Below are 22,571 nucleotides of genomic sequence, written 5' to 3'. Positions count from 1 at the left end.
ATTCCTTTTTACAATAATATTATTGATGTCATAGTAGGAGGATCGCTTATGCAATTCTTTAAAAAAATAACAGTTTTATTATTATCTTTTCTCATTACCGTGCTTATCGTTTTATATTGTTACCTTTATGTAAATGGTCCAATTGTTCAAGCTAAATCAGCTATATTAATAGATGTTAATTCAGGTAAAGTTATTTATAAAAAAAATGAAGAAACTCCTATACAATCAGCTACTTTGTCTAAATTAATGACAGAGTATATCGTATCGGAACAACTGAATGACGGAAAAATTCAGTTAGATGAATTAGTAAAAATCCGTAACGAAGTATTCCAAGTAGAAACAAGCCCTATACAAGTAACATCGAAGGATAAAACGACGGTTCGTGATTTACTTCATGCATTGCTTTTAACAGGAAATAATCGTTCTGCGCTCGCACTAGCAGAACACATTGCTGGAAATGAAGATAGCTTTACAATATTAATGAACGAAAAAGCAAAACAACTAAAGTTATCACAACCCTCTCCATTTCTAAACTCTACTGGCGTTAATAACGAGCAAAATAAACACCCTATTACAACAGCGATAGATGCAGCTAAACTAGCAACACAATTAGTAAAAGATTTCCCAGATGTACTGAATATTACGAAATTAACTTCTTATCAATTTACCTTCAAAGATTCCCAAGTTTTCAATACAAATAAAATGATTTATTCCCTTAATGAAAAAATCAAACTCGAAGGTGTCGATGGCTTGCAAACTAGTTTTTCAACGAATGGTAATTATAGTTTTGTCGGTACAGCAAAACTAGGAGATACTAGGCTTATTTCAGTAATATTAGAAGCCGATGAAGAAAACAGTGCTTTTATCGAAACAAAAAAGTTACTACAGTACGGTTTTGATCCTTCCTCGTACTCTGCACTCCAAGCTTTTAAAGACGCTCTTACATCTTGGACAATATTGCTGCAATTTAAAAATTTAATCATACAAACGGTTATCATCTTTTTCATCATTTCAATCTCAATGTTTTTACATATACGTCAGAAAAAATCCGAGGATTTCAACTAAGAATTCCTCTTATATATAAAAACCGACTTATTGGTTGAGCGATCGATATGTTTTGCTGAAATGTCAATATACCTTAAAAAGGAGCTCTCCTTATCAAGAGAGCTCCTTTTCTTATTTCTTCTTCTTTTCTGTCGGTTGGCTTTGTTTAGCGAAATTAGATGAATCATCGAAATTCGGTTGTTTTTTACCAGCATTATTACTTCTACCTTTTCCCATATGTAATGCACCTCCCCTCCCTCTTACTATTCCCAATAAAAAAACCTCTTGCATCCAAGAGAATTTTTTTATTGGGCTCTTATTAATAATGCCCAACCGTGCCCGTAGTACTCCCAACACTTCCAGCCCTGCCACACCATATTGGATGCTGTTGATCATGAATTAGTTATGTATAATATGTATCATCTTTTATTTTTTATGGCTTTTTACGATTTAGGTCTTGATAACGAATGGCCAGTATGCCTGAACAATACGAAGGAATTAGAGAAATCCTGAATGATTTGAATAAAGTACCGAAACCAATTGTAACTGAAGATATGAAAGAACAACTGTAAATATGGCTTGTGCAATCACTACAAAACAAAGAGGAAATATTGATTTCATACTATCGTAACCGAATGGTCCACGACATGTACATAAATGTATTACATATTGAGCCGATGACGAGAACTATGTATTGCACAGATACGTTTGATTTGAATACCGAGTTTTAGTTTTATGTTAAAATAAATTTATTCAGAGAATAGGAGGGTACATATATGTCTGAACCAAAGATGAAAGAAACTGAAAATAGTGTAATTGAATTTATTGAAAGTGTGGAAAATGAGAAGAAGAAGGCAGATGCCTATCAGTTATTAGAAATTTTTGAAGAAGTAACTGGTTACGACGCTAAAATGTGGGGCCCTAGTATTATTGGCTTTGGTAGCTATCACTATAAGTATGCATCAGGACGTGAAGGTGATGCGCCTTTAGTGGGTTTTTCACCAAGAAAGGCGAAAATTAGTCTTTATTTGGCCTATGAAAGTGAGAAAAGAGAAAAATTATTAGAAAACTTTGGTAAACACACGAAAAGTAAGGCTTGTATTTATGTTAATAAATTAGCTAATATCGATATCGATGTTTTAAAAGATTTAATTAAACATACAGTAGAAACATATCAGAATCTCTATCCGAACGAATAAAATTATTGCTTGATTTTAAGGCGCTGTGAACAGTTGGGCTAATTCCATTTTGATTCCAAAATGCTTTAAGGTTCTGACCTTATCGATTTCCCTCTATTTGTTTGTGAAGCAAATTATATTATTTTAACGGGTAGTGTTAGTTCAATTAGGTTGATAACATATTACGCTAAAAAACGCTCAGAAGAATCTGAGCGTTTTCGCTTGCCAATTATATTGAAATAAAGTGTACACACTAATCTCTCCTCTACCCCAATGATCCACTTAACAGCATCTATAATATAATGCGGCTCATCCTTTTGTACATATTCCTCTATACATTTAACCATTCACAATCACTTTTCTTCGATTAAGTTCCTCTAGTGTACGATCAATTATTTCCTTTACAGATAAAGATCCATCCAAGACAATATCTGAATTTGGTTTAACGGTATGAATTGCCTCTAAATAAGCTTTTCTCGCATGTCTCATGTAATGTTTCAAATCATTATATATTTCACTCATTGTATCTTCCTTAAAATCTCGCAAAATTCTTCTAGCCAACGCAATATCTAAAGGTGTGTCGATAAATATAGTTACATCAATGAATTCTCCCATTTCTCTATTTAAGTATGCAAAGGGATAATCTACAATAATATAGTCTAGATGACTGTTTTGTAGCAGATACTGAATATCAGTAATTAATGTTGTAAGTACCCATTCATCATAATTCGCCCCATTGTCAATCCATTTACAGATATCAGCAGGACAGTTATCAAATTTATAACTATCAAAATACAAAGCCTTTGAGTTTTTCAACTCATGCGTTAATCTTTCTGTAATTGTAGTTTTTCCTCCCCCTGAAACTGCTGCAATTGAAATTACTTTAGTTTCTTTATTCATGGTTTCCCCCAACACCTTTTGTTAACATAACATAATTATAAAAAATTACTATTTTTTATCGTTCCATTCATATTCTAACATACTCATTTCCCATAAATTCCAATACGTATCTCCTACTTTTTTGAAATCTCTTAATAAACCTTCTTTTACAAATCCTATTTTTTCATAGCATGAAATGGCTGACGTATTAAAATCATAAACACCAAGAGTTACTCTATGTAGTTTCAATTCTTCAAAAGCAATATGGAGTACTGCTTTCATCATATGTTTTCCTATAGAACGTCCTCTCATTTTCGTATTACCAACTAATACTTTTCCAATTCTAGCAGACTTATTTATATTGTCGATTTGTCCAAGCGAAATATGACCAATAACTTTTTTATTCTCTGCATCTAATACTTTGAAAGCGAGTGTATTTGCATTTTCATAATTTGCACTCTCTATATAGCTTTCTAATTGCTGTTCATTTAATGGATATGTAAATGCATTTCCTGACCATTGTATTAAAAATTCTTCGGAATCAATCCAATTTATTAATTGTTTGAAATCATATCTTGTAAATTGTTTTAGCTTGATCATTCTCATTCTCCTTTCACGTAACCTTTTATACATTTTCAAATTTATTTCTATATGAAAAATATATTCCCTTTAAAACAAAATAAAAAGCCCTCCATAAGAATGGCTTTACACAAATAAAGCATAATTACTCTTTATTTGCTACGTCAACACCGTTAAAATCAAACTCATCAGCAACAGTTGTAGCAGGTGGTAAAATTGCTTCAATTTTACAAAGAGATATGATTGCTGCAACTGAACCAGGAATAGCGGCTAGCTTAACAACATCGCAAGTTACAGAAGAAACAGTACCTATATAAGTACGTCCTTCAGTGTTAATTCGCACTGTTTTATTAATTAATTTTTTAAGCTCGTCTCTAATTCCTTGTACACAAGAGCTGTCACATTTCTCATTCTTTTCCTTTTTACACTCTTCAAAAATATCCCAACAATTATCCTGTTTACACGTACATTTTTTTCTACAATTATTAAATCGAGAACCCAAAACCTCACCCCCTAATCCTTTTGATTAGTAAAGTATGTCCACTAGCTTAAAAGTGTACGAGGCAAAAACATAGAAAGAAAAAAACAATCACTTGTACTAAACCTTCCTAATTTATATTTTTAAAAACAAATGTACATACTGTATGAACCCTCATTCTAAATACTCTAAATGTGCAGCATTATTGGTATAAACATGCTTTTAACAACAATAAATAGTCTTTTCTTTATTAATAATAAAAACTTGCCTCTAATTGTTAAAGGCAAGTTTAATGAGGGAACATGGATTTTATTCTGCTGAACTTAAAAGTTAGACAACTTCTTCCTCAAACGAATCTTTTTCTCTTTTAATTTCCTTATTTTTTATTAATACGATTAGTTCTAGCTTCTACACGTTTGCTATTCTTTTTGGTTGCGACTTTACACAAAACCTTTGAACTCTCTTTATAGCTGAAAGAGGTAATTTGCCGACTACGCCTTGTTTCTTAATTTCATCAGGCATGTCTAAACGAACCTGTGTTTCTTTTCGGTCAATTTTAGGTAAGAAAGTTAATTGCTTCATTTATAAAAACACCCCTAATCCATTTTGTTAATAAAAAATAAAAAAGCGGACACCAAACTACAGAGCAATATAACAACGCCCTTTATAGTTTGATGTCCACTGGTTCTTCCAGTAAGACTAAATGTATAATTGGTATTATTATAGCATTTTCTAGTATATTTCTTATGAGAAAAGGATTATTTTATCTAGATTACTATAAGCATCCATAAAGCCAAGGCGCCAATGATAGCGAGTGCTATACGTGTAGTTAGTACCCTTAATTCAAAGTCTGTTTTCTTGGAGGGTTCAGAATATACAATTATGTATATTCCCTTTAATAATGCAAGCCATGCAATAACTGTTAGGAACCCCTGCCAGTTGAATACCCATATATTATGCAGGATTACAGTACCTAGCCCCAGGAAAATCGATAGAAAACCATACATAATACCAAACCCTCTGTCTTCAACCACTAATTTTTTCAATTCACGTAGTACCGATGGACGTACGAAAAGTATTCCCGATACGATAACCGTTATCCATCCCCAAAACAACCCTAAAAAAGTGCTAGTCTCCATTATTAGTTCACTCCCCTCAATTATTTATATTTTAGATATTCCCCCCTTTAGAACAATTCCAACACCTTTATATAAGCTAAATCCTGCTCTTTATGCATACAAACATGGCATATTCAATGCCCATCCTTAATCACCTCATTTCTCTACGAAATGAAATTTTTATATCATTCTTCGTCATCATCTATCCGAATCAACCGAATTCGCTTTGTACTATTCCCGCACACTTTTTCATAGCTTGGAGCTAACATGCACCGAAGCCAATCTAATGATTTATTTTCCTTTTCACTAACCTCAAAAATTGTCCCCTCTGTAATAAAATGATCACTTTGATACAATGTATAATCGCTTGTCCCATGGAATCATCATTATTCCCCTCCCTATTAAAATAGTGTTTTGTTTCAAATGATGCCCTTATTAATACGGATATATTTACCAGTGTTTTCACCAAAAAAATTCATGATATCGTTAATTAGTCGAGTATGTCATTACTTGACGATAATTGCCTTTTTATATTAGATTTCTAAAAGAATCATACTAATCTCTCTTTCTATCAAATAACTATTTTGTTTAATTTATTAAAATACAACCACTTGTCCATTTCACTTTACTCTATCATTACATTTACTATTAGTAATACGATTTTTAGAGGTGATTTATAATGGACGAGTTTTTATCTTTTCCTGCACTTAATCCAGGTTCTATTGGACCTACACTTCCACCTGTTCAACCCTTTCAATTCCCTACAGGTCCAACTGGATCAACCGGACCAACTGGATTTAATCTTCCTGCTGGACCTGCATCTATTACCTTGACTTCTAACGCAACCACAGCATGTGTATCCACTCAAGGAAATAATACTTTATTTTTTTCGGGTCAAGTATTAGTAAACGGTAGTCCTACTCCAGGAGTAGTAGTCAGTTTTTCATTTAGTAATCCTTCCCTTGCTTTCATGGTTCCTCTTGCTGTCATTACCAATGCCTCAGTTAACTTTACCGCTGTATTTCTATCCGCTAATGGGCCTGGAACAGTAACCATTACTGCTTCACTTCTTGATTCTCCTGGAACAATGGCTAGCGTCACTATTACCATTGTAAATTGTCCGTAATGGTTTTATTTTTAAGGACTAAGTAATTTCTGATAAGATGAGCACTGATTTACAGTGCTCATCTTATCATTGGGATGTTCCTTTCAAATGAAATTTCGTAACACCTAACGAATGGGATCTAGTTACTATCGAGTAATCTACATCCTACTAAAATAACGCTTTAATTTAGAACTAATGATTTTTATATTTTTTAAGTTTGTCATCACAAGTAATTTTTATAATTAGTTAAATTCTCAATATAGTTGTGTATATAATTCCATTCAAAGATACATAATATCCACGTAACTATTTAAAAATACATCGTTTTTATATCTAAGTTCAAAAAGGAGCTATATAACATGGATAAAAAAGATCTATTAAGTCAAAAACTTGATCATGTGTCATCAGATGCACTGAATACTCCTAGTAAGGCCCAAGAGCAAATGCAAGAAACATCTCAGGAGGCACATGATTCAAACAAAAAGGACAGTACTCAAGCTTTACATGGCGAAGATTTACCAATTTCAGACGTATTTAGAACAACGAACAAACAGTAAATTTAAAAGGGAAAAATCTTAAGAGCGAATGAACTTAATTCTTTTCCCTTTTCCTATTTAAATAACACTTTTATATGAAACCCGTACACATTTTTGACACATCCACTATCACAATCCCCTGAAAATTCATGATAATATTAATTTGTCGGATACGCCAAATTTCGACATTGAACGACAACAATATCTCCCTTATTGAATCCCTGTCCCCCAGGGATTTCTCCTTTTATTTATTACTTTTTTCTTCACTAAATTTTCATTCTTAACAAAATTCAATCACTCTATTGAATAGACATGCCACAGTATCCTATTTTGATAAAAAATATAAAACAAACAGGCATACTTAACACTAATAGTAGAATTTTTCTACTTCAAATTTACTTTTTCTTTCTTACCTTTTTGTAAACATTAAAAATGAGCTCTATGTAAATAGAGCCCATTCGTAATTTTATAGTTTACTAGACTGTAATCCTTGAATAAACGGAACTACTTCAGGATTTACAAGTGACGATAAATCTCCTAACTCTTTTCCTAAGTAAGCTGCTTTAATGACACGTCGCATTACTTTAGAATTACGTGTTTTTGGTAAATCCTCTACAACGTGAATATCTTTAGGACATAATGCTTTTCCGATATGAGAATTTACTAAACTCATTAATTCTTTCTTTAATTCTGCTGTAAATATTACACCATCTCGTAATACTACAAAACAATGACAAACCTCACCTTTTACATCGTCAGGTACACCAATTGCAGCTGCTTCTATTACATTATTATGTTTCACAAGAATAGATTCATATTCAGCAGGCCCAATACGTTTTCCAGCAATGTTTAACGTATCATCTGAACGCCCCGTAATAATATATTGCTCACCGTCATAAATAACCCAATCGCCATGCACCCACTTATTTTCAAAGCGTGACCAGTATGTGTTTACATAACGCTCATCGTCTTCCCAGAAACTCTTTGTCATTCCAACCCAAGGTTTCTCTAAACATAGTTCTCCGACTTCATCACGAATTGGTTTACCTTGATCATCAAGTACAACCGCTGCCATTCCTGGTAAGGATGCGTTAAAACTAATTGGTGCAATTGGCTTAATAAGCACATTGCCAAAAATCCCTCCAGAAATTTCAGTTCCTCCTGAATAGTTACAAATTGGGACTTTTCCTTTTCCAACCGTTTCAAACAGCCACATCCACGGATCCGGATTCCAAGGTTCTCCTGTTGATGCGAATACTTCTAAACTTTTGAGCGAGTGTTTATTTACATACTCATCACCTTTTGCCATTAACGCACGAATTAATGTTGGTGAAATACCGAGATGTGTGATTTCATATTTATCAACCGTCTCCCATAAGCGATCTGCTTCTGGGAAGTCTGGCACACCTTCGTACATAACCATCGTTGCTCCATTAATTAAAGAGCCGAATAGTAAAAATGGTCCCATCATCCAGCCCATATCAGTTACCCATAATACACGGTCGCCTTGTTTTATATTCATTCCAAACCCTGCATCAAATGCAGATTTTAAAGGGAAACCAGCATGCGTGTGTACTGTCCCTTTCGGCTTACCAGTCGTTCCTGATGTATAAATGAGCATTAATGGATCATCACTATGCATTTCTTCAGCATGTATAAATGGTTTTTCTTTTTCTAACGTACTCCATGAAAAATCGTAATTATGCGGTGTAAAATCATTTCCAGCATGCCGAACAATTACCACCTTTTCAACAGTTGGACAATGTTCACAAGCTTTATCTACTTCATCTTTTAAAGAAACAATTTTCCCGCGGCGTGAAAATCCATCTGCGGTAATAATCATTTTTGAACCCGCTGCTTGTACACGTGTCATTACTGCATCAGACGCAAAACCTGAGAATATCGGTGAAATAATCGCTCCAATTTTCATTACTGCTAACATAGCAACAACTGTTTCAGGAATCATCGGCATGTAAATTGTTACACGATCACCTTTCTCAATACCAGCGTGTTTCAAACCGTTCGCAACACGGCTTACCCAGCTGTCAAGCTCTTCATATGTAAATGATTTAGAAGTTCCATTTTCCCCTTCGTACTGAAGTGCTGGCTGTGTTCTTGTTTCATCATCTGCAAGCCAGCGAGATAAAGCAGATTCTACAACGTTACAAGTGCCCCCAGTGTACCACTGTGCAAACGGTGTACCATTTTCTAAATCTAACACTTCTGTGTATGGCTTCATCCACTGATAGCCAACTGCTTTCTCAGCTTCTCCCCAAAACCACGCTGTTTCTTCAATTGACTTATTATAAAAAGCTTCGTAATCTTCATAGCCTAATGATTTCATCCAACTAAATAATCGCGTTTTTTCTTTATATTCTTCTGTTGGAAACCAAACTGCTTGTTTCAATGTTTTCCCCTCCTTGACTTTTTGAGAAAGAAAGCCCTAAATAGGGCTTTTAAACTGGATATACTGGATGTTTACGATCCGTGAATACTTGATATTTACTCATATACATTTCAAATCGGCCTTTTAACTCTTCACGTAAATTGTTCGGATGAACAATACCATCAATTACCATCTCTGATGCTAAATGGTAAATATCAATATCTTTCTTATACTCTTCACGCTTTTCAGCAATGAAGCTTGCACGCTCTTCTTCTGGTAAAGCTGCAATTTTATTTGCATATACAGCATTAACCGCCGCTTCTGGTCCCATTACTGCAATAGAAGCTGTCGGTAATGCTAAGCAGCAATCTGGTTCGAATGCTGGACCTGCCATTGCATATAAACCAGCTCCATACGCTTTTCGAACGACGATTGAAATTTTCGGTACAGTTGCTTCACTCATTGCAGAGATCATTTTTGCACCGTGACGAATAATACCAGCGCGCTCTACTTTTGTACCAATCATAAATCCAGGTACATCTGCAAGGAATAATAATGGAATATGATATGCATCGCATAAATTAATAAACTTAGCTGCTTTATCAGCTGAATCATGGAATAACACGCCGCCTTTCATACGCGGTTGATTTGCAATAATGCCAATTGGCTTACCATCAATACGTGCTAATCCTGTAATAAGTTCTTGAGCAAATAATTTTTTCACTTCAAAGAAAGAGCCTTCATCAATAACTCTGTTAATGAGATCTTTCATATTGAAAGGAGCATTTTGATTTTCTGGAATGATTTGTTCTAACGTTTTATCGAACTGTTTCGGTTCTTGAGGTGTAATCAATGGAGTCTTTTCTAAATAGTTACTTGGAAAATATGAAATGTATTGTCTAGCCTGAGTAATTGCATCTTCTTCTGTCTTACATAATACATCTCCGCATCCTGACACAGAGCAATGCATACGAGCTCCGCCCATCTCTTCTAAAGTTACCTTCTCGCCGATAACCATCTCAGCCATACGTGGAGATCCTAAATACATAGATGCATTTCCTTCAACCATCATAACAACATCACAAAATGCTGGAATATATGCGCCACCAGCTGCTGAAGGTCCAAATAATAAGCAGATTTGCGGTACTTTACCTGATAATTTCACTTGATTATAAAAGATTCTTCCCGCACCGCGGCGTCCAGGGAACATTTCTACTTGATCTGTAATACGCGCTCCAGCAGAGTCAACTAAATAAAATAACGGCACGCGTAATTTTTCAGCCGTTTCTTGAATACGTAAAATCTTTTCAACTGTACGTGATCCCCATGACCCCGCCTTAACCGTTGAATCATTTGCCATTACGCACGCAGTACGACCATGTATTTTACCAGTTGCAGTTACAACACCATCAGCTGGTAATCCTGTTTGTTCACAATTTGCAAATAATGCATCTTCCACGTATTCGCCATTATCAAATAGAAGAGCTAAACGATCTCGAACAAAAAGTTTTCCTTTTGCTTTATTTTGTTCATGATATTTCGGTGCCCCGCCTTGCTTAATTGTTTCAACTCGTTCTTCAAATAAATTAGATTGTTGTTTTTGATCTAACATACTTACTCCCCCTTATACATTGGTTTGCGTTTTTCCTTGAATGCCTGTAATCCTTCTAATCTATCTTTCGTATGGATTACGCCCTCATACGCTTGTTTTTCCATTTGTAATCCGGTATGTAAATCTACTTGAATACCATTTGAAATTGCTTCTTTTGCTAGTCGAACAGCAATCGGACCATTATTTGCAATTCGATCTGCAATTTCAATTGCTTTCTCTTCTAGTAAATCAGCTGGCACTACGTATTCTACTAAACCATATTCTTTCGCTTCTTGCGCCGAAATACGTCTTCCCGTATAAATTAATTCTTTCGCTCTACCAACACCAATTAATCTCGGTAAGCGCTGCGTACCTCCTGCTCCAGGAATAATGGCAAGAGTAGTTTCTGTAAGACCTAAGCTTGCATTTTCAGAAGCAATTCTAAAATCACAAGCTAAACTTAATTCTGTACCACCACCAAGGGCAATTCCATTTATTGCTGCAATTACTGGTTGTGGTAATTGTTCCACCATCTCCATAGTAGAACGAATCATACCAACAGCATGGCGAACTTGTTCTTCATTCATATTGGCACGTTCTTTTAAATCAGCACCAGCACAAAACGCCTTTTCACCAGCTCCTGTTAAAATAACTACACGTGTATTTGACTCTTCGCTTATTTCCGTTAATATAGTTTGTAATTCTTCTAATAATGCCAAAGATAATGAATTTGCCTGTCTTTCACGATTTAATGAAATCTTTACAACGTGCGGTGTAACATAGTCAACTGAAATGTTTTGTAATTGTAGCATCTTCTCACCTACTTATCGTTTTATGTTGAAGCGCTCTATACACATGACTCGGTAATTGGATATTTAACTTACTTTGAATAAATTGACTAGCCCTCAATAACTTTTCTTCATCAATATTAGTTTGGACCCCGAGCTTATGGAGCATATGTACTAAGTCATCAGTAGCAACATTACCCGATGCTCCTGGTGCATAAGGACATCCCCCAAGTCCACCACAAGAACTATCAAACGTTGTAATACCATGTTCTAAAGACTTAACTACATTTGCCAGTGCCATTCCATAGGTATTATGAAAATGCATCGCAAACTGTGAAGCATCATACTTCTTTAATAAATGTTCTAATACTTTCTCTACTTGTAATGGATTCGCTACACCAATCGTGTCACCAAGAGAGATTTCATAAATGCCGTATGAAAATAGTTGATTACATATTTCGTCAACTGCTGTGGCACTTATATCTCCTTCATAAGGACATCCAAATACAGTAGAAACATATCCCCTTACCTTTTTCCCTTCGAACGCTGCCTGTTTTGTTATATCTTCAATTACAGCCAATGCTTCTTTAATTGATTTATTAATATTACTTTTATTATGAGATTCACTTGCTGATAAAAAAACATTCACCTCATCTACATTTTGCAAAAAAGCTCGTTCCAAACCATTTTGATTTGGAACAAGCGCAGCATATGTAACATTTGGATCCCTTTTTAGCTCAGAAAATACATCACTTGCATCGGCTAATGCGGGAACCCATTTAGGGTGAACGAATGAGGAAACTTCAACATACGATAATCCCGCTTCTGTAAGTAGTTGAATCCATTTTACTTTATCTTTTGTGCCAACAATCTTTTTTTCATTCTGTAAACCATCACGTGGCCCGACTTCTTTAATGACAGCAAAATTAGGTAGTTTCAATTCGCTTCCCCCTATATCTCCCTATTCAATTTCTAGTAATACATCTCCTTCATTTACAAAATCGCCTTCTTGCACGTTGATTTTCATAACAGTTCCGGCTTCTTCTGAAACGATTGGAATTTCCATTTTCATAGATTCCAAAATGACGACATCCTGCTCTTCCTCTACTGTATCTCCTACTCCTACAACAATCTTCCAAACATTTCCTGCCATCGATGCATATACTTTCGTCATCATTTTTTCCCCCTTAATATTCATAGCTATTATTTTTTAACAAGTTGTTTCGTTACAAAACCGGTTGTATAAATACCACTTTTGAACACATCGTCTTCTAATACTTGTAGTAGCATCGATGTATTCGTTTTAATACCTTCTACTTTTAACTCTTGCAACGCATCCTGTAATTTTGAAATCGCTTCTTCACGAGTTTCTCCATGAGCGATTACTTTCGCAATCATTGGATCATAAAAAGGTGTAATCGTTACTTGATTCTCTAAGAAGTGATCGATACGTACATTTGACGGTAATGTTAAATCTGTAATTTTCCCAGGTGATGGGAAGAAAGTTTTCGGATCTTCTGCATAAATACGAGCCTCGATGGCATGACCACTACGTTTTACATCATCTTGTGTAAATGATAGTTTCTCACCATATGCGATAAGTAGTTGTTGTTCAACAAGGTCTAACCCAGTAATTTCTTCTGTAACCGGATGTTCTACTTGTAATCTCGTATTCATTTCTAAGAAATAAAAGTTCTTTTGATCATCTACAAGAAACTCAACTGTACCAGCATTCGTATAACCAAGAGCTTTAGCAGCTTGTACAGCAACTTCTCCCATCGCTTTTCGTGTACCTTCATCTAGAAATGGTGAAGGCGCTTCCTCAATCACTTTTTGGTTTCGGCGCTGTACTGAACATTCTCGTTCCCATAAATACACTGTATTACCATGTGTATCTGCTAAAAGCTGAATTTCAATATGATGTGCATCAGCTATATAGCGCTCTAAGTACATTTCTCCGTTACCGAAGAAATTTTGTGCTCTTGTTTTGTTACTTTCAAATGCTTTGGTGAGCGTTTGCTCAGTTTCCATCAACTGCATTCCAATGCCTCCGCCGCCCGCGGATGCCTTAAGCATTAATGGATAACCAATTTGTTTTGCAATCTCAATTGCTTCTTCAGCAGTTTCAATATTTGTAGTAATACCTGGAACTACTGGTACATCTGCTGCTTGCATTGCTATACGTGATTCAATTTTACTTCCCATCTTAGTAATGATTTCTTCTGAAGGACCGATAAATACGATTCCTTCTTCTTTACAGCGAATCGGAAAAGATGGATTCTCTGATAATAATCCGTAACCCGGATGGATTGCTTCAGCATTCGTCAGCTTAGCTATTTCTATAATTTTTTCAAGGTTTAAATAGCTTTCTTGGACACGTGGGCCACCTACTAAGTAAGATTCATTTGCCATTTTTACATGAAGGGCATTTTCATCAGCCTCAGAATAAATAGCAACAGTGCGGATGCCAAGTTTTTGACAAGTTTTCATAATACGAACTGCGATTTCCCCGCGATTAGCAATTAATATTTTTTGAAACATAGTGATTCCTCCTTTTTATCTACATCCTAAATGTCTTGCAATTACGAGACGTTGAATTTCAGAAGTTCCTTCACCAATTTCTAACAGTTTTGCATCACGAATATATCGTTCAACTTCATATTCACGCATGTAGCCATATCCACCATGAATTTGCACTGCATGATTTGCAATACGACTCGCTGCTTCAGATGCAAATAGTTTTGCCATAGCCGCTTCTTTACCGAAAGGTTTATCATTATCTTTTAACCAAGCTGCTTTATGTACTAAATTACGCGCTAATTCCACTTCAGTCGCCATATCAGCCAATTTAAATTGAATCGCTTGGAAATTAGAAATTGTTTTTCCAAATTGTTGACGTTCTTTCGCATATTGCAATGCACGTTCAAATGCAGCTTGCGCAATACCAACAGCTAATGCTGCGATTGAAATACGTCCTCCATCAAGTGTATATAAGAATTGTTTAAATCCTTTATTTACATCACCAAGAATATTTTCTTTCGGTACACGCACACCATCAAGTACGATTTCACAAGTATTAGAAGCGCGAACACCCATCTTATCGTAAGGACTTGAAATCGTTAATCCTTCACTAGTAGTCGGTACGATAAATGCAGAAATACGTTTTTTACCATTGTCTTCAACACCATTGATAGCGGTTACAATGATTGTATTTGCATACTCTGCGTTTGTGATCCAACACTTCTCACCACTAATCACATATTCATCGCCATCTAAAATTGCTTTCGTTTGTGTGCCACCTGCATCAGATCCAGCGTTTGGCTCCGTTAATCCGAAAGCACCTAATGTTTTACCTGACGCCATTGGAACTAAATATTTTTGTTTTTGTTCTTCTGTACCGAAATAGTAAATTGGAGAAGCACCTAATGAAATTGTTGCAGCATAGCTTAAACCAGTACCACCACAAGCACGACCAATTTCTTCAACCGCTAGCGCGTACGATACAGTATCGCCACCTGAACCTCCATACTCTTCTGGGAATGGGATGCCTAATAATCCTAGTTCGCCCATTTTTTGAAATGTTTCATATGGAAATTCCGCAGTTTTGTCATAATACACAGCTTTCGGTGCGATTTCCTTTTCAGCAAAGTCACGTACCATTTCTTTAATCATTTGTTTTTCGCGAGTTAGAGTAAATTCCATTCCGCTACACACCCCTTATCGAATATTGAGTTTCGACAGCGTGCGAGTTTCTACTACAAACATTACTTCTTAAAAGACAAGAATATTAGTTAGACAATTGCTACAATTCTGTCATAACTTAATTTTAAAACAGATTCTGTACTAATGCACGAAAAAATTCCTACATTGTTCTACAACAACATAGGAATTTCATGTCGAATTATGTATTTTATTGTTTAATAATCTCTACTTTTTTCATAATCAGAAATTTCTACTAAATTTTCAAGGTATGGCTCGAAATACGTTTGTTTTAGATACTTTTTATCAAACCGAATGGCCCACGATTTTAAAATCATGAGCCATTTGCGAAGTGATATTTTCTTTTTAGAATACATGTGTAGAAGTTTTAAAAAATGAGCTTTTCTTTTTATTTAGTTTCGTTTTGAAATATACAAAATATACTCACATACGTTTATATTTAATGTATATTGCAGTATACATATTAATAATTCGTATAGATTCCGCTCATAATTCTCAAAAACAGACTTAGTTTGTTCTTGAGTTTGATTCGCAATAATACTCCCTGATTCTTTTTATTTCACTTAATTATATGCCCTAACAAATATATATTATCTAGTTAAAATACTACGGTTTGTTTCATATTATTAATCAGTTTAAAATGAGTAATTGGATACAAGCTTAAAGGAAATGCTCTCAAGTAATAAAATTCGACAATTTATCTTCTTTTTCAATTGCAAGGTGCAAAAAAAATACTGCCCCACAAAACAATCCAGCATTTTATTGCCTCCGCGGCGTTAGTCCATACAATATAAATTGAATCGTATTTTCAATTTCTACTTCATCGTCCCATTTCTCTTCAGGCAATAATAAAAACCGCGTTAAAAGAAATCCTAATACAGCTGATAAAGTAAGACGTAATACGGAAGATGGTGGCATTTCAATAATTTCCCCTTCTTCTTGAAACTTTACAATCAACTTTTTAAAATGTGAAAGTAGTTCTGTTTCCACTAATTGCTGTATTTCACTTTTTAGTTCTGGTTGAAATGGTACTTCTTGAATTAATATTTTTATCATTGGAAAATGCTTTTTCGCAAATTCAAATCTATTATGTATTACTACTCTTAAAAGTCCTTCATACGATTCATAATTAGTTTTAAATATTTCTTTTGCAAAAGCTTGTACGAAAAATGGTGCGGCGAACTTTGTTAAGGTCGGCATGACGACCGCTAACAATAAATCTTTTTTCGTTTTATAGTAGCGGAAGATTGTTCCTTCCGCTACACCAGCTCGCTTTGCAATTTCACTTGTTGAGGTTGAAGCGTACCCTTTTTCTCCAAACATATCAACAGCTGCCTCTAATATACGCATTTGACGTTCATTTTTTTTATCAGTATTTGTTGCAGCAACTAATTCTTCCAGCCAATCCTTCTTCATTTATAATGCTCCTTTTTGTCGTCATTATATTTTACGATGCTTCTTTAAAGCAAATACATTTCCAACTGCAAATAATAGTGAAAAAAGAAGTAAAACAGTGAGATCTAATGCAATTTCTGTAAACCCTTGATTCCGTATCATTATTTGTCTCATTGCGTCAGCACCATATGTGAGTGGGAATAATTTCCCTAGCATTTGTAGCCACTTATTCATAGATTCAATTGGAAATAATCCAGAAAAGAAGACTTGTGGCACAATTACAAGCGGTATAAACTGGATCATTTGAAATTCATTATTTGCGTATGCAGATAAAAATGTACCTAATGTTAGTGCAGTTAAAGAAAGCATACATGTAGTAAATAGCGTTAGCCATATAGAGCCAGCTACATAAAGGTCTAAAATATAAACTGAAAAACTTACGATAATAATAGATTGTATAAATGCAAAAATTCCAAAACCAATAATATATCCTACAACTATTTCCCATCTTCTTACCGGAGTGGACAACAACCTTTCTAAAGTGCCACTTAAACGTTCTCTTACGAAAGATACTCCTGACAATATGAATACAAAGAAAAATGTAAAGAAACCAATTAATACTGGTCCAAGCCCATCAAACATTGTAAAATCTTTAGAGCCATGTAAATACTCCACTTCAGGTTTCATAATCGATACATCATTCTTTTCGGTGCTCTTTTGCAATACTTGAAGTACAGCACGATTTTTTGATGAATCACTGCCTTCTAATAGAAGATTCATTTTTCCTTTCTCTAAATAGATTACTGCATCCACTTTTTGCTTTTCTAATTCAGAATATGCCTTTTCTTTTTCATATTCATAAATTGACGCTTCTTGATTTTTCATTGCCTTTACTATTGGAGCCGGCACATCCACAACAGCGATATGTGGTATATAATCTTTTTGTGTAAACACGAGAGACAATAACCAAAGTAATAACATTGGTGCCCCAAACATCATAGCTAACGAACGCTTATCTCGAAAAAATTGACGAATAATACGGATAATTACACCATTAACTCTCATGATTCAACCACCTCTTCTAATAAAAAGACATCTTCAATTCGTCCAGATGATGTTTGTTTTTTCAATTCCTCAGGTGTGCCAATCGCAACCAATTTCCCTTCTCTAATTAACCCTAGACGTTCGCAAAACTCCGCTTCATCCATAATGTGCGTTGTTACAATAATAGTTGTACCTTTCTTTTTAAGATCATAAAACTTCTCCCAAATTGATTTTCGAAGAAGAGGATCTATGCCAACTGTTGGCTCATCTAAAATCAATATTTCTGGTTCATGAAGGAGTGCTATCGCCAATGATAAACGTTTTTTCATTCCACCTGAAAATTGCTGTACTGGCTTTTTCATATGCTCGGATAATTGCACAAGTTCAAAAACCTCATTAATCCGCTCTTTCTTACGCTTACCTTTTAAACCATACATCGTTGCAATAAAATCTGCATTTTCATACGCTGATAGTTCTTCATATAACGCATCAGCCTGAGCCATATAACCAATTCGTTTCATTTCACTTAAATTAGGCATGTTTACATTGAAAACAAGTACATCACCTTTAGTTGCCTCATTAATACCTGCAATCATTTTAATAAGAGTTGTTTTCCCTGATCCTGAAGGCCCAACTAAACCAAAAATTTCTGCTTTATCAACTTGTAATGAAAGATTGTGTAAAACTTCTTTTTTCCCAAAACTTTTCGATACAGTACGTAAAATAATTGAAGGTTGCTGCATGTATTATCCCCCTTTTTAAATAAAAATGAGTGAGTACTCACTTTCATTCTACTCTTGCCTAATTATATGTCAAACTTCATTGTTTAGTATTTGTTTTCAATTCACATCTTAATCAATGAAACAGAGTCGACATTAGAATGTTTTTTCTTAAAGTCGACTCTGTTTCATTTGAATTATATATTTTTATGTTTTTAAATTCATATACTTTCTAATTCTAGCAACGTCCAAAGAATATTCGATGACTAATTGCTGTAATGGTAAAATAATCGTGTCGGGATATAAATGTGCATATTGTAATGTTTCTGCATATTTTTCTAATCTTTTTTCTAAATATTTTATAATTTGATCTGGATGGCTTACTAATAAACATTGACAATAATAATGTATTTGTTCCTCAATCGCCGTATACTCTTCAATTTCATATTCTTTATGCATGTGTACACCCCTTTATGTTTTTTACATGATTTTCATATCACACTTTTCACTCGACTAATTTTTAAGTTTTTTGATTATTTACACTATAACAAACTCTTCAGGTCAAATTTTGTTACTTTATGTAACGTAGAAAATTTTTAACAAAATTGTAATGAAAACTTGTACAAAATAAGTAAAGTAACTTTGCTTATTTCGTCTATAAAAAATCGTACAGCTTAATTTAACTGTACGACTACAATTTCTGGCCTATTAAAAATCCTTTGCGGAATAATACTATTTCCTAATCCTCTACTAACTACCATCGATGTATTTTGTTCTTCATATAAACCCGCTGTATATTTAGGCAAAATACCTTGATTTGGAGCAACTAATCCTCCGATAAATGGTAACCTAATTTGCCCTCCATGAGCATGTCCCGATAATTTTAAGCTAAACGATTTTTTTATTTTAAATAGATTTCCTTGTCGTATAATAGGAAGAGGAGGTACCAAAAAGTTAAGGGGAGGGATTATGAAATTTATTTATCAAATCAAAAATGCTTTATAATAAACAAAGCAAATCAGCATAGTTATCCAAGAAACCACCCCAAATATACTTACAATTTGATTTTCGCGCCAACCATATTTTAAAGCGAAATGATAGTGTATAGGGGTCATTTTAAATAATCTGGACCCGGTTGTTTTGAAATAATAGACTTGTATAATTACTGAGAATTGTTCTGCGAAATAAATAATAAATAATAATGGTACTAGAATCTCTACGTGTTCAATAACAGAAAAGAAGGTTAAAATTCCACCAATTGCAAGAGAACCTGTATCACCCATAAATCCTTTTGCAGGGTATAGGTTATAAATTTAAAAACCTACTAGGCATCCAATCATCACTAATGAAAAAATCCTTATTTCTTGATGCTCACTTATTAAGAAAAAAAATAAAAAAGAAGGTATGGAGACATTAGCTAGAAGTCCATCCATTCCGTCAGTGAAGTTTATTGCATTGGCTGTGCCTACAATGAATAATGTAATAAGAATGATGTATACAAAGCTAGGTAAATAAAAAGTATTATCTTGAGTAAGAGAAATCTTAAATTCAAAATTAAAGTTCATTATTAAAGTATAAAGAATGTAACTAGTAAACATGAACTGTAAAATTAATTTAGTTTTGCTAGATATCCCACCAGGATCTTGATTATATGCTTTCCAAAAATCATCGAGAAATCCAATAAGTCCAAATAGTATAAATGTAGAACATAAGAGTATCATTAAAGGAGAATGATTATAATATAGACAAATAATTACTCCAATGTAAAAAACAATCCCCAGCATTAGAGGAATTCCCTTTTTTGTCTGATGGTCAGGGGGTAACTCTTTTCGAATGGGTTGCGTAAAGTTGATTTTTTTCAAAATAAAGAGAATAAATGGTGTAATAATAGCGACTAAAATAAATGATAGTATGACTAGTTTCAGCTCTATTAGCATAATTTATTCACCAACTCCTTGTGTTTTCAATATATATTTGTAAATATAAATAAACTCCAAAATATACAATGAAAGTTAATTTTTAGGTTACTTTTTGTTTACTTCACTTTTTTTCAGCACTCTGCATCTAGACGGTAAATCCGTTGACCATGGCAAGACTTTATCAATTTCTTTTTTGTTGTTTAAATCGATATTGGGGAGTGTTTCAAACAAATAAAGAAGATAATGATAGGGACTTAAATTATTCTCTTTTGCGGTTTCAACCGGAAGGTTTTGGACAGACTCATCCGTATGACCGCGTTTCTTTTTGCGGCGATAGGTGATCGTTTCAACAGCGGGTTCGGGTGTTTCAGAATCACTTTTTTTCTCAGCCTCATTAAACATTTCTAAAGCGAGTTGATTATTAAGTGTTTTTTCGCTAGACGTACCAAACCGTTTTTGCTGCCTAAGACGAAATTGTTCTTTATACCATCTCACTTTTGCCGTGAGTTCCTCTACTTGAGCTTGAAGTGATTCAATTGTGGGTTGGTTTGAATGTGAGAGTGTTGTTTTCATAGATAAACCCATTCGGCAAAATCATTCAAATTCCTTTTTCATATATGATTTTTATAGAATGGTTCTCGCATGTACAGCTTGATGTCCTTGTTTTTGTTGAAAAGTCAATCCATCAAGAAGCCACCTCAGTTGTCGTCTTGATATGGTAAGTGGCACACAATTTTCATTTCAGATACATAGTGTATCTTCGCTATATTTTTGATTTTATCCCAATTAATAATAAGAATACAAAAAAGATTCTTTTCACACGAAAAAGAATCTTTTTTGTATTCTTATACTTTCGATAACATTAGGTAAAGAAATTAGCATAATGAGAGATTATCACCTAAGATCCTTAACTATAACTTCAGCTGCCTCTGCAATTAGTTGATTATCATAGGTATCCTCTTTCTCATCTTTACTTGATAATATAGCAATGATAATAGGTGCTCTATTAGGCGGCCAAACGATAGCAATATCATTTCGTGTCCCGTAGCTTCCAGCTCCTGATTTATCCCCAACTATCCAGTCAGTGGGTACGCCTGCACGAATAAGTTTGTCTCCTGTAGCATTTCCTTTCATCCACTCTGTAAGAACTTTACGTTTATGATCTGGAAGCGCATTTCCGACCGTAAAAGCCTTTAGATTGGTAGCAATTGCTTTTGCTGTACTTGTATCACGAATGTCCCCCGGAATAGCCTCGTTTAGCTCTGTCTCCAATCGATCAGACATAGTAACTCGATCGCCAATCTGTCTAAGCGCTTTTTCATATCCTTCAGGTCTGCCTATTTTATGAAATAAAATGTTCCCTGCAGTATTATCACTGGAACGAACAGCAGCCTCAGCAATTTCTCCTAGTGTCATTCCAGTATCTACATGTTTCTCTGTAACGGGTGAATATTCAACTAAATCGGCTTTCGTATAAGTGATAACTTCATTTAATTTATCAATTGAGTTTTGCTGTAGCAATACCCCTGCCGCTAACGCCTTGTAGGTTGATGCAAAGGCAAACCGCTCATTAGGTCGATAAGCAATTGTTCGATTCGTACCAGTATCAATAGCATATACACCTAATCGAGCATCAAATTTTTTCTCGAGTTGAGCGAATTCTTGATACGTCGCATGATTTTTATGTTTCACTTGTCCTGGCTTTTCTTTCGCTTCAACTTGCAGTGACCCTCCTGTAAAAGCTGCTAGGCTTGTAATACTTAAACCTAATATACCAACACACATTCCTAATTTTAGCATTTTCTTGTTTTTCAAAACCATCATTCCTTTCACATTTTCAATACTGAAAACAAGTATTATATTCACTACACTTTATCCAACTTAAACACCTGTTTTGATACGTATACATAATAGACAACCTAAGAAACAAGTTTGTTCCATAAATTTAAAACCTTTTTAACTAGTAGCCAAGATATTAACAAAAATAAGAGATAGCAACTATGCAGTGACCCCTGTCAAGTAGACAGTATTTAAAAAGCGCAACTAAGCAACCTGAGTTCTATATTTATATGGACTCAGGTTATTTAATTTC

At 34.5% G+C, this 22,571-nt stretch carries 24 protein-coding genes and 5 pseudogenes; 5 read left to right on the top strand and 24 right to left on the bottom strand.

The genetic code is table 11. The annotated features are described in order from the left end of the window. Window positions 1-48: 48 nt before the first annotated feature. The 3 genes and pseudogenes from MR065_RS18620 to MR065_RS18610 all read left to right on the top strand — a co-directional run bounded on the left by MR065_RS18620 (window position 49) and on the right by MR065_RS18610 (window position 2,243). The gene (locus tag MR065_RS18620; RefSeq protein WP_242214673.1) at window positions 49-1,065 is read left to right on the top strand and encodes a D-alanyl-D-alanine carboxypeptidase family protein; all 1,017 of its coding nucleotides are present in this window, start codon (window positions 49-51) and stop codon (window positions 1,063-1,065) included. A gap of 446 nt (window positions 1,066-1,511) precedes the next feature. Next, a pseudogene (locus MR065_RS18615) lies at window positions 1,512-1,775 on the top strand (YolD-like family protein). Between the two features lie 45 nt (window positions 1,776-1,820). Next, complete coding sequence (locus tag MR065_RS18610) at window positions 1,821-2,243, top strand: DUF1801 domain-containing protein (protein ID WP_098991410.1); 423 nt, start codon at window positions 1,821-1,823, stop codon at window positions 2,241-2,243. A gap of 161 nt (window positions 2,244-2,404) precedes the next feature. On the opposite strand, the gene MR065_RS18605 is transcribed toward MR065_RS18610, so the two are convergent. From MR065_RS18605 to MR065_RS18575, 7 genes are all read right to left on the bottom strand, one after another. Further along, window positions 2,405-2,569, bottom strand: coding sequence for a hypothetical protein (locus tag MR065_RS18605; RefSeq protein ID WP_242214709.1), 165 nt, complete (start codon window positions 2,567-2,569; stop codon window positions 2,405-2,407). Further along, window positions 2,562-3,122 (bottom strand): nucleoside/nucleotide kinase family protein, encoded by a 561-nt coding sequence (locus tag MR065_RS18600; protein ID WP_242214672.1) that lies wholly within the window; start codon window positions 3,120-3,122, stop codon window positions 2,562-2,564. The genes MR065_RS18605 and MR065_RS18600 overlap by 8 nt, the downstream gene beginning before the upstream one ends. Before the next feature lie 48 nt (window positions 3,123-3,170). After that, the gene (locus MR065_RS18595) at window positions 3,171-3,701 is read right to left on the bottom strand and encodes a GNAT family N-acetyltransferase (protein WP_242214671.1); all 531 of its coding nucleotides are present in this window, start codon (window positions 3,699-3,701) and stop codon (window positions 3,171-3,173) included. A 124-nt stretch (window positions 3,702-3,825) separates the two neighbouring features. After that, window positions 3,826-4,182: a hypothetical protein gene (locus MR065_RS18590; protein ID WP_242214670.1), complete on the bottom strand. Its 357-nt coding sequence runs from the start codon at window positions 4,180-4,182 to the stop codon at window positions 3,826-3,828. A 384-nt stretch (window positions 4,183-4,566) separates the two neighbouring features. After that, window positions 4,567-4,740, bottom strand: a complete 174-nt coding sequence (locus MR065_RS18585) for a hypothetical protein (RefSeq protein WP_242214669.1) — start codon at window positions 4,738-4,740, stop codon at window positions 4,567-4,569. 185 nt (window positions 4,741-4,925) lie between these two features. Next, window positions 4,926-5,297 (bottom strand): hypothetical protein, encoded by a 372-nt coding sequence (locus MR065_RS18580; RefSeq protein ID WP_242214668.1) that lies wholly within the window; start codon window positions 5,295-5,297, stop codon window positions 4,926-4,928. A gap of 164 nt (window positions 5,298-5,461) precedes the next feature. Further along, window positions 5,462-5,632 carry a hypothetical protein gene (locus MR065_RS18575; protein ID WP_242214667.1) on the bottom strand — a complete coding sequence of 57 codons (171 nt, stop codon included), beginning with the start codon at window positions 5,630-5,632 and terminating at the stop codon, window positions 5,462-5,464. Window positions 5,633-5,955: 323 nt separating this feature from the next. Here MR065_RS18575 and MR065_RS27615 point away from each other — a divergent pair, with 323 nt between their 5' ends. Together MR065_RS27615 and MR065_RS18565 are read left to right on the top strand one after the other, a co-directional pair. After that, window positions 5,956-6,402, top strand: a complete 447-nt coding sequence (locus MR065_RS27615; protein WP_313895166.1) for an exosporium leader peptide-containing protein — start codon at window positions 5,956-5,958, stop codon at window positions 6,400-6,402. Between the two features lie 338 nt (window positions 6,403-6,740). Continuing rightward, window positions 6,741-6,938 (top strand): hypothetical protein, encoded by a 198-nt coding sequence (locus MR065_RS18565; RefSeq protein ID WP_098991470.1) that lies wholly within the window; start codon window positions 6,741-6,743, stop codon window positions 6,936-6,938. 445 nt (window positions 6,939-7,383) lie between these two features. Here MR065_RS18565 and MR065_RS18560 read toward each other — a convergent pair whose 3' ends face one another. From MR065_RS18560 to bla, 17 genes and pseudogenes are all read right to left on the bottom strand, one after another. After that, complete coding sequence (locus tag MR065_RS18560) at window positions 7,384-9,324, bottom strand: AMP-binding protein (protein WP_242214665.1); 1,941 nt, start codon at window positions 9,322-9,324, stop codon at window positions 7,384-7,386. A 49-nt stretch (window positions 9,325-9,373) separates the two neighbouring features. Then, on the bottom strand, window positions 9,374-10,915 hold the full coding sequence (locus MR065_RS18555) for an acyl-CoA carboxylase subunit beta (protein ID WP_098991890.1): 1,542 nt from the start codon (window positions 10,913-10,915) through the stop codon (window positions 9,374-9,376). 2 nt (window positions 10,916-10,917) lie between these two features. Then, the gene (locus MR065_RS18550) at window positions 10,918-11,706 is read right to left on the bottom strand and encodes an enoyl-CoA hydratase (RefSeq protein WP_097906381.1); all 789 of its coding nucleotides are present in this window, start codon (window positions 11,704-11,706) and stop codon (window positions 10,918-10,920) included. A 4-nt stretch (window positions 11,707-11,710) separates the two neighbouring features. Further along, window positions 11,711-12,622, bottom strand: coding sequence for a hydroxymethylglutaryl-CoA lyase (gene mvaB / locus MR065_RS18545; RefSeq protein WP_098991888.1), 912 nt, complete (start codon window positions 12,620-12,622; stop codon window positions 11,711-11,713). A gap of 21 nt (window positions 12,623-12,643) precedes the next feature. After that, window positions 12,644-12,859: an acetyl-CoA carboxylase biotin carboxyl carrier protein subunit gene (locus MR065_RS18540; protein WP_001985297.1), complete on the bottom strand. Its 216-nt coding sequence runs from the start codon at window positions 12,857-12,859 to the stop codon at window positions 12,644-12,646. A 26-nt stretch (window positions 12,860-12,885) separates the two neighbouring features. Then, window positions 12,886-14,223 (bottom strand): acetyl-CoA carboxylase biotin carboxylase subunit, encoded by a 1,338-nt coding sequence (locus MR065_RS18535; RefSeq protein ID WP_098266857.1) that lies wholly within the window; start codon window positions 14,221-14,223, stop codon window positions 12,886-12,888. A 15-nt stretch (window positions 14,224-14,238) separates the two neighbouring features. Further along, window positions 14,239-15,384 (bottom strand): acyl-CoA dehydrogenase, encoded by a 1,146-nt coding sequence (locus MR065_RS18530; protein WP_098991887.1) that lies wholly within the window; start codon window positions 15,382-15,384, stop codon window positions 14,239-14,241. Window positions 15,385-15,599: 215 nt separating this feature from the next. Beyond that, window positions 15,600-15,956, bottom strand: a pseudogene (locus MR065_RS27930) (DUF1722 domain-containing protein); the annotation flags it as partial. 205 nt (window positions 15,957-16,161) lie between these two features. Further along, entirely contained in the window at window positions 16,162-16,818 is a 657-nt protein-coding gene (locus MR065_RS18525) for a TetR/AcrR family transcriptional regulator (protein ID WP_098266855.1), read from the bottom strand. Window positions 16,819-16,842: 24 nt separating this feature from the next. Further along, window positions 16,843-17,862: an ABC transporter permease gene (locus tag MR065_RS18520; RefSeq protein ID WP_242214664.1), complete on the bottom strand. Its 1,020-nt coding sequence runs from the start codon at window positions 17,860-17,862 to the stop codon at window positions 16,843-16,845. Next, a complete protein-coding gene (locus MR065_RS18515; protein ID WP_242214663.1) occupies window positions 17,859-18,584 on the bottom strand; it encodes an ABC transporter ATP-binding protein in 726 nt (241 codons plus the stop codon). The genes MR065_RS18520 and MR065_RS18515 overlap by 4 nt, the downstream gene beginning before the upstream one ends. Before the next feature lie 183 nt (window positions 18,585-18,767). Next, the gene (locus tag MR065_RS18510) at window positions 18,768-19,019 is read right to left on the bottom strand and encodes a hypothetical protein (RefSeq protein WP_097906374.1); all 252 of its coding nucleotides are present in this window, start codon (window positions 19,017-19,019) and stop codon (window positions 18,768-18,770) included. A 215-nt stretch (window positions 19,020-19,234) separates the two neighbouring features. Further along, window positions 19,235-19,447, bottom strand: a pseudogene (locus MR065_RS18505) (metallophosphoesterase); the annotation flags it as partial. A gap of 96 nt (window positions 19,448-19,543) precedes the next feature. Continuing rightward, window positions 19,544-20,281 (bottom strand): annotated as a pseudogene (locus MR065_RS18500) (phospho-N-acetylmuramoyl-pentapeptide-transferase). 303 nt (window positions 20,282-20,584) lie between these two features. Beyond that, complete coding sequence (locus MR065_RS27925) at window positions 20,585-20,710, bottom strand: hypothetical protein (RefSeq protein ID WP_472927169.1); 126 nt, start codon at window positions 20,708-20,710, stop codon at window positions 20,585-20,587. 38 nt (window positions 20,711-20,748) lie between these two features. Then, a pseudogene (locus tag MR065_RS27920) lies at window positions 20,749-21,064 on the bottom strand (transposase domain-containing protein); the annotation flags it as partial. A gap of 309 nt (window positions 21,065-21,373) precedes the next feature. After that, on the bottom strand, window positions 21,374-22,300 hold the full coding sequence (bla, locus tag MR065_RS18490) for a class A beta-lactamase Bla1 (protein ID WP_472927168.1): 927 nt from the start codon (window positions 22,298-22,300) through the stop codon (window positions 21,374-21,376). Window positions 22,301-22,571: the final 271 nt, after the last annotated feature.

Origin of the sequence: Bacillus cereus group sp. BfR-BA-01383 (assembly GCF_022663495.1) — a bacterium.
GTDB lineage: Bacteria > Bacillota > Bacilli > Bacillales > Bacillaceae_G > Bacillus_A > Bacillus_A cereus_AU.
Note: the sequence above shows the minus strand (reverse complement) of the source record. Positions and strands in the feature narration are given on the sequence as shown.